The sequence below is a fragment of the Tahibacter sp. genome, from assembly GCF_035481375.1.
In the GTDB taxonomy this organism is placed as follows: domain Bacteria; phylum Pseudomonadota; class Gammaproteobacteria; order Xanthomonadales; family Rhodanobacteraceae; genus Tahibacter.
The window spans coordinates 1-5,617 of sequence record NZ_DATIGT010000287.1 but is presented as its reverse complement, the minus strand read 5'-3'; the positions used below and the strand labels follow the sequence as shown (position 1 = coordinate 5,617).

Below are 5,617 nucleotides of genomic sequence, written 5' to 3'. Positions count from 1 at the left end.
CGCGCAAGCCGCGCGCTGCGGCGACGAAGAAAACCGCTGCACCGGCCGCAAAGAAGACGGCCGCGAAGAAATCCACAAAAAAACGCAGCGTCGCGAAAAAGGCCGCGACGACGGCGAAGTCGCCGGCACGAGCACGGCGCGCGACGCGCAAGACCGACGACACGTCGCGCTGAGCGCGCGAAGTCGCGCCGTCCGTCGCGATACGGCGATGGACGGCGCGAAACCTCCATACGGTATTGTCGCTTCACGGAACGGCTGCAAGAGTTGCCGGTTACCACACCAATGCCGGCCGTCGACGCGTCATGGAATTCAGCGGTGCCCCGCTACGCGCGCTACTTCCGGGCGTTCCCCTCGTGGAATCGCCGTTCTTCGAAACCATCCTTCCGACCCTCGGCTTCGATGACGAAACCGAACGCGTCGCGCGCGACCTGAACCGCGACGGCTTCGCCGTGTTCCGCTTCGACGACGCGGCGCTCGAACAGCGCGCCGAACGCATCAAGGCGCACCTCGGCGGACTGTTCGACGCGGTCGGATGGCGGCGCGACGAATGGCCGCTCGGCGTAGGCCGGCGCTACTTCGATTTCTGGCGGCACGATGCCGACGTCGCGGCGATCGCAGCGAACCAAACCGTGATCCGCCTGCTCGGCGATCTCTACGGCCGTTCCGCATTTCCGTTCCAGACCCTGAACTTCCCGGTCGGCTCGCAGCAGCACTATCACTCCGACGCGGTGCATTTCTCGTCGGTGCCCGAACGCTTCATGTGCGGTGTCTGGCTCGCGCTCGAGGACGTCCACGAAGACGCCGGCCCGCTCGTCTACTACCCGGGCTCGCATCGCTGGCCGATCGTCTACAACGACCAGATCGGCGTTCGCATCGCCGGCACGACGACGAGCCGCGACCAGACCATGTACGAGCCCTACTGGCGCGCGATGGTGGAGACGAGCGGCGCAAGGCCGCGGCATTTCCTGCCCAAGAAAGGCGAGGCGCTGATCTGGTCGGCGAATCTGCTGCACGGCGGCGCGCCGCAGCGCGACCCGACGCGCACGCGCTGGTCGCAGGTCACGCACTATTTCTTCGCCGACTGCTGCTACACCACGCCGATGCTGTCCGACACGGCGATCGGCCGTCCGTTCGTCCGCGAGATGGTCGACATCGCGAGCGGACGCCACGTCCCCAACGTGTATGTCGACGTGCCGCTGTCGGACGTCGAGCGGCTCGCCGCCGATCCGGCTCCGCCGCCGGACTTCGATGCGGATCGCTATCTCGCGCTGAATCCCGATGTGGCCGCCGCCGTGGCGCGGCGCGCGACGACGGCGATCGACCACTATCGTCTCCACGGCGTCAAGGAAGGACGGCGTTACCGCTGAGACGCGGGAATCGCGCCGCCGTCGCGGCGGCGCGATCGGTCTTTCAGGAACGCTTGTCCAGCCAGTCGTGGATCGCCGGCGGCACCTCGCGCTGCGCGCGGCCCGACACGTAGATGCCGATGTGGCCGCCCTTGAACGCGATCTGCGAGTAGTCGTCGCTGCCGGTCGCGTCCTTGAGCGCGCGCGAGGCTGCCGGCGGAACCAGATGGTCCTGCTCGGCGAAGATGTTCAGCACCGGCGCGCGCAGGTTCTTCAGGCTCACGTCCTTGTCGCCGATGCGCAGGCCGCCCTTGAGCAGCTTGTTGCCCTGGTAGAAGTCCTTGATGAACTGGCGGAACGCTTCGCCGGCCTGGTCGGGCGAGTCGAAGATCCACTTTTCCATGCGCAGGAAATTTTCCAGCTCGGTCTTGTTGTCGAGGATGTCGACGAGACCGACGTACTTCTGCTGGTTGAGGCGCATGGGCTTCAACGTGAGGTAGCAGTAGTTCATGAGATCGGCCGGCACGTTGCCGAGCGTGTCGACGAACAGGTCGATGTCGAGCTCGCGCACCCAGTGCGACAGCATGTTGTCCGGCGTCTGGAAATCGACCGGCGTCACCATCGTGACGAGGTTCTTCACTTTTTCCGGATAGATCGACGCGAAGCACAGCGAGAACGCGCCGCCCTGGCAGATGCCGAGCAGGTTGATCGCGTCGATGCCGTGCGACTTGCGCAGGAAATCGACGCAGCGGCGCAGATAGCCGTTGATGTAGTCATCCAGCGTCAGGAACTTGTCGGAACCGTCGGGATAGCCCCAGTCGATCAGATAGACATCCTGTCCGAGCGCGAGCAGGTTCTTGACCAGCGAGCGGTCGTCCTGCAGGTCGACCATGTACGGCGTGTTGACGAGCGCGTAGCAGATCAGCAGCGGCGTCTTCGCGGTCGGCGCCTTGTCGCCCCTGAAACGGTACAAGGTGACTTTGTCGTCTTTGTAGACGGCCTCTTTCGGCGTGACGCCGAACGTGACCGGGTCGAGCGAGCGCAGCGTCTGCGCGCCGGCCGAGAGCTTCTGCTGCAGCTTCAGCGCTTCGTCGAGCGCCTTTTGCGGTTCGATGCGGATCGGGCCCATGGGAATCCTCAGCGCTTGGTCTTCTTGGTCGCGGCCGGCTTGGCCTCGGCGTCGGCGTTCGCGGCGGCCGGCTTCGCCGTACCGAGTTCGCGCTTGAGCGCGTCGATTTCGGCACGGAGGGCGGAGAGTTCGACGGCGACGTCGGCCGACGAGGCTTCCTTGGCGGCTTTCAGATGACGGCGCAGTTCCTGCACCGACTTCTCCACGCCCTTGAGTTCGCTGCGCGTCGGCATGCCGAGCTGGCGCGTCTGCTGCTCGACCTCGGTCTGGATCAGCGAGCGCACGCGCATCTGCGCATTGACCATCGCGCCGTAGGCCTTGCGGAACTCTTCCGACAGCGCGATCTCGGCATAGGCCTCTTCGGCGGCATCGATCCAGAGATCGTAGACGGCGCGCACCGAGTCGAGCTGGCGGCCCGGCTCCTCGCGTTCGGCGAGCTTGCTCTGGAAGCGTTCGAAACCCTGCTGACTCGATTTCAGGATCAGCGTGTTGTAGCGGTTGGTCTGTTCCTGGTAGTCGACGAGCGCCGCGCCGAGCTGCTGCCAGCGCTCCTGATGCTCGCGCGCGAGGCCGAACGCGGGCATGCCGAGGTTCGCGAGCAGTTCCTGCTTGAACGGGCCGGCGCCGCGGCCGAATTCGGCCATGAGCTGCTCGAAGCCTTTGGCGCCCTGGCCGGCCATGTCGCGGAAATTGGCGCCGAGTGGATTATTCCACAACGCCGGATCCATGCCGGGGATGTTGAAGCCGTTGCGCAGCGTTTCGGTCCAGGCCGCGGCGGAATCGGCGCCGCCGCCCTGCCCCAGCGAGCTTGAAAGCATGGACTGCATCAGCGCGACATAGGACTTGGCATTGGCGGTGACGCGATCGACGAGATCGCTCTGCGGACCCGACTGGCCGAACAGCTGCGCCCATTGTTCGAGGCCGGCCTGCCACGGCGCGGAGAAATCGGGCCGCCCGGCCGTCGGCGCCACGCCGTGCGACTGCCAGCCTTCCCAGTAGCGCTGCGCGAGTTTCTGCCATTGGGTGACCCAGTCTTGCGCTGAATTCGACATAGTGTCCTTCTCCAAAAAGCGGCCGGATGCTAACCCGGCGGCTTGCTGCATCGCAACAAAGCATGAGGTTCCTGAGCCTACCGCATCCGCATGACGCGGCGGCAGTGTTTTGACGCGGCGATTTCCTCCGGCCTGCACGCTCGATACTGCCGGAACGGCAAAAACCGCCGGGCTTGCGCCCGGCGGCCGCCCGGTCATGGGTGTCGCGTGACCGGTGCCGTCATGCTCACTTGCGCAGGAAGTCGAGCAGATCCTGATTGAGCCGGTCCTTGTGCGTGTCCGCCAGTCCGTGCGGCGCGCCCGGATAGACCAGCAGCTGCGCGCCGCGGATCAGCTTCGCCGATGCCTTGCCCGACGCGTCGATCGGCACGATCTGGTCGTCGTCGCCGTGGATCACGAGTGCCGGCACGTCGATCTTCTTCAGATCGTCGCGGAAGTCGGTCGCCGAGAACGCCGCGATCGAGTCGTAGGTGTTCTTGCTGCCGGCCTGCATGCCCTGCACCCAGAACGACTGGATCATGCCCTGGGACGGCTTCGCGCCCGGCCGGTTGAAGCCGAAGAACGGACCCGAGGCGATGTCGAGGTAGAGCTGCGAACGGTCCTTCAGCGATGCCTTGCGCAGGCCGTCGAAGACGTCCAGCGGCAGGCCGCCCGGATTCGATTCGGTCCTGAGCATCAGCGGCGGCACGGCACTCACCAGCACGACTTTCCCGACGCGGCCGGTGCCGTGGCGGCCGACGTAGCGCGCGACCTCGCCGCCGCCGGTCGAGAAGCCGACGAGAGTCACCTGCCTGAGATCGAGCGCCTCGATCACGGCGGCGAGATCGTCCGCGCAGTGATCCATGTCGTTGCCGTCCCAGGGCTGGCTCGACCGGCCGTGGCCGCGACGGTCGTGCGCGACGACGCGGTAGCCCTGCGCGGCCAGGAACTGCATCTGCGATTCCCAGCTGTCGGAGTTCAGCGGCCAGCCGTGGCTGAAGGTGACGACCGGGCCGTCCTTCGGACCCCAGTCCTTGTAGTAGAGCTGCACACCGTCGGACGTGGTGACATAACTGGCCGACTTCGCAGCCGGCGCGGACACGGCTTTCGACGGCTTGGCCGCAGCGGGTTTGACCGAAGGCGGCGCGGCGACGAGCGGCGCGGAAACCGCGAGGGTCAGCAGGGAAACCGTAAGCGTGCGGAGCAGTGCGTTCATGAGTATCTCCCGAGTGGTGGGTAAGAGCCGGTTGGCGGGAATGATTTTGCATGCGCGGCCGACACGAATTAGCATCAATCGTCCTTATAAATTGACCAAGAGTATCGATGGCCGACCGACTCGCTGCACTGCTGGCGCATTTCTCGATCAGGGCCGAGGTCTTTCACGCCGGAGCGCTCTGCGGCATCAACGACCTCGATCCGGCCGGAAGCGGCCAGCTGCACCTGATTCGCGAAGGCGCCGTCGACGTCATGCACGGCGGCGCCACGGCCGTGCGTGTCGAGCAACCCAGCCTGCTGCTGTACCCGCGCCCGCTCGCGCATCGCTTCGTGACCGACCCCGAGCGCGGCGCCGACTTCGCCTGCGCGCACCTGCGCTTCGACGGCGGTGCGTCGAATCCGATCGCGGCGGCGCTGCCCGCCTTCACCTGCCTCCCGCTGAGCGAATTGAGCGGTGCGCAGAGCGTGCTCGCGCTGCTGTTCGAGGAAGCGTTCGCGCACAACTGCGGCCGGCAGGCGATGCTCGACCGGCTCTTCGACGTCGTGCTGATCCAGGTCCTGCGGCATCTGATGGAAAGCGGACGGACACAGGCCGGCATGCTCGCCGGCCTGGCGCATCCCAGGCTGCGTCTCGCACTCGTGGCGATGCATGAGCAGCCCGCGCAGGACTGGTCGCTCGACGCGCTCGCCGCGCGCGCCGGCATGTCGCGCAGCGTGTTCGCGAACGCGTTCCGCGACGCCGTCGGCAGCACGCCGGGCACGTACCTGCAGCAGTGGCGCATCGGCCTCGCGCAGCGCGCGCTGCGTCAGGGGCGCGCGCTCAAGCTGATCGCCGGCGAGGTCGGCTACGGCAGCGAGGCGGCGCTGTCGCGGGCGTTCAAGGCGCAGTGCGGCGT

At 66.6% G+C, this 5,617-nt stretch carries 5 protein-coding genes; 2 read left to right on the top strand and 3 right to left on the bottom strand.

What is annotated here, in order from left to right; all coding sequences use genetic code 11:
- The first annotated feature begins 353 nt into the window (after positions 1 to 353).
- Positions 354 to 1,367, top strand: coding sequence for a phytanoyl-CoA dioxygenase family protein (locus tag VLF18_RS18920; protein WP_325281185.1), 1,014 nt, complete (start codon positions 354 to 356; stop codon positions 1,365 to 1,367).
- Positions 1,368 to 1,410: 43 nt separating this feature from the next.
- Here VLF18_RS18920 and VLF18_RS18915 read toward each other — a convergent pair whose 3' ends face one another.
- The 3 genes from VLF18_RS18915 to VLF18_RS18905 form a co-directional block, all read right to left on the bottom strand.
- Entirely contained in the window at positions 1,411 to 2,475 is a 1,065-nt protein-coding gene (locus tag VLF18_RS18915; protein ID WP_325281184.1) for a class III poly(R)-hydroxyalkanoic acid synthase subunit PhaC, read from the bottom strand.
- 8 nt (positions 2,476 to 2,483) lie between these two features.
- Entirely contained in the window at positions 2,484 to 3,527 is a 1,044-nt protein-coding gene (phaE, locus tag VLF18_RS18910; protein ID WP_325281183.1) for a class III poly(R)-hydroxyalkanoic acid synthase subunit PhaE, read from the bottom strand.
- A gap of 226 nt (positions 3,528 to 3,753) precedes the next feature.
- Positions 3,754 to 4,722, bottom strand: coding sequence for an alpha/beta hydrolase (locus VLF18_RS18905; protein WP_325281182.1), 969 nt, complete (start codon positions 4,720 to 4,722; stop codon positions 3,754 to 3,756).
- Between the two features lie 107 nt (positions 4,723 to 4,829).
- On the opposite strand from VLF18_RS18905, the gene VLF18_RS18900 reads away from it, so the two are divergent.
- The coding region (locus VLF18_RS18900) for an AraC family transcriptional regulator (protein ID WP_325281181.1) at positions 4,830 to 5,617 on the top strand (788 nt) is incomplete at its 3' end.

Coding starts and splice junctions, on each gene's coding strand:
- phaE (WP_325281183.1), bottom strand. CDS start 3,527: ATGTCGAATTCAGCGCAAGACTGGGTCACCCAATGGCAGAAACTCGCG.
- VLF18_RS18915 (WP_325281184.1), bottom strand. CDS start 2,475: ATGGGCCCGATCCGCATCGAACCGCAAAAGGCGCTCGACGAAGCGCTG.
- VLF18_RS18905 (WP_325281182.1), bottom strand. CDS start 4,722: ATGAACGCACTGCTCCGCACGCTTACGGTTTCCCTGCTGACCCTCGCG.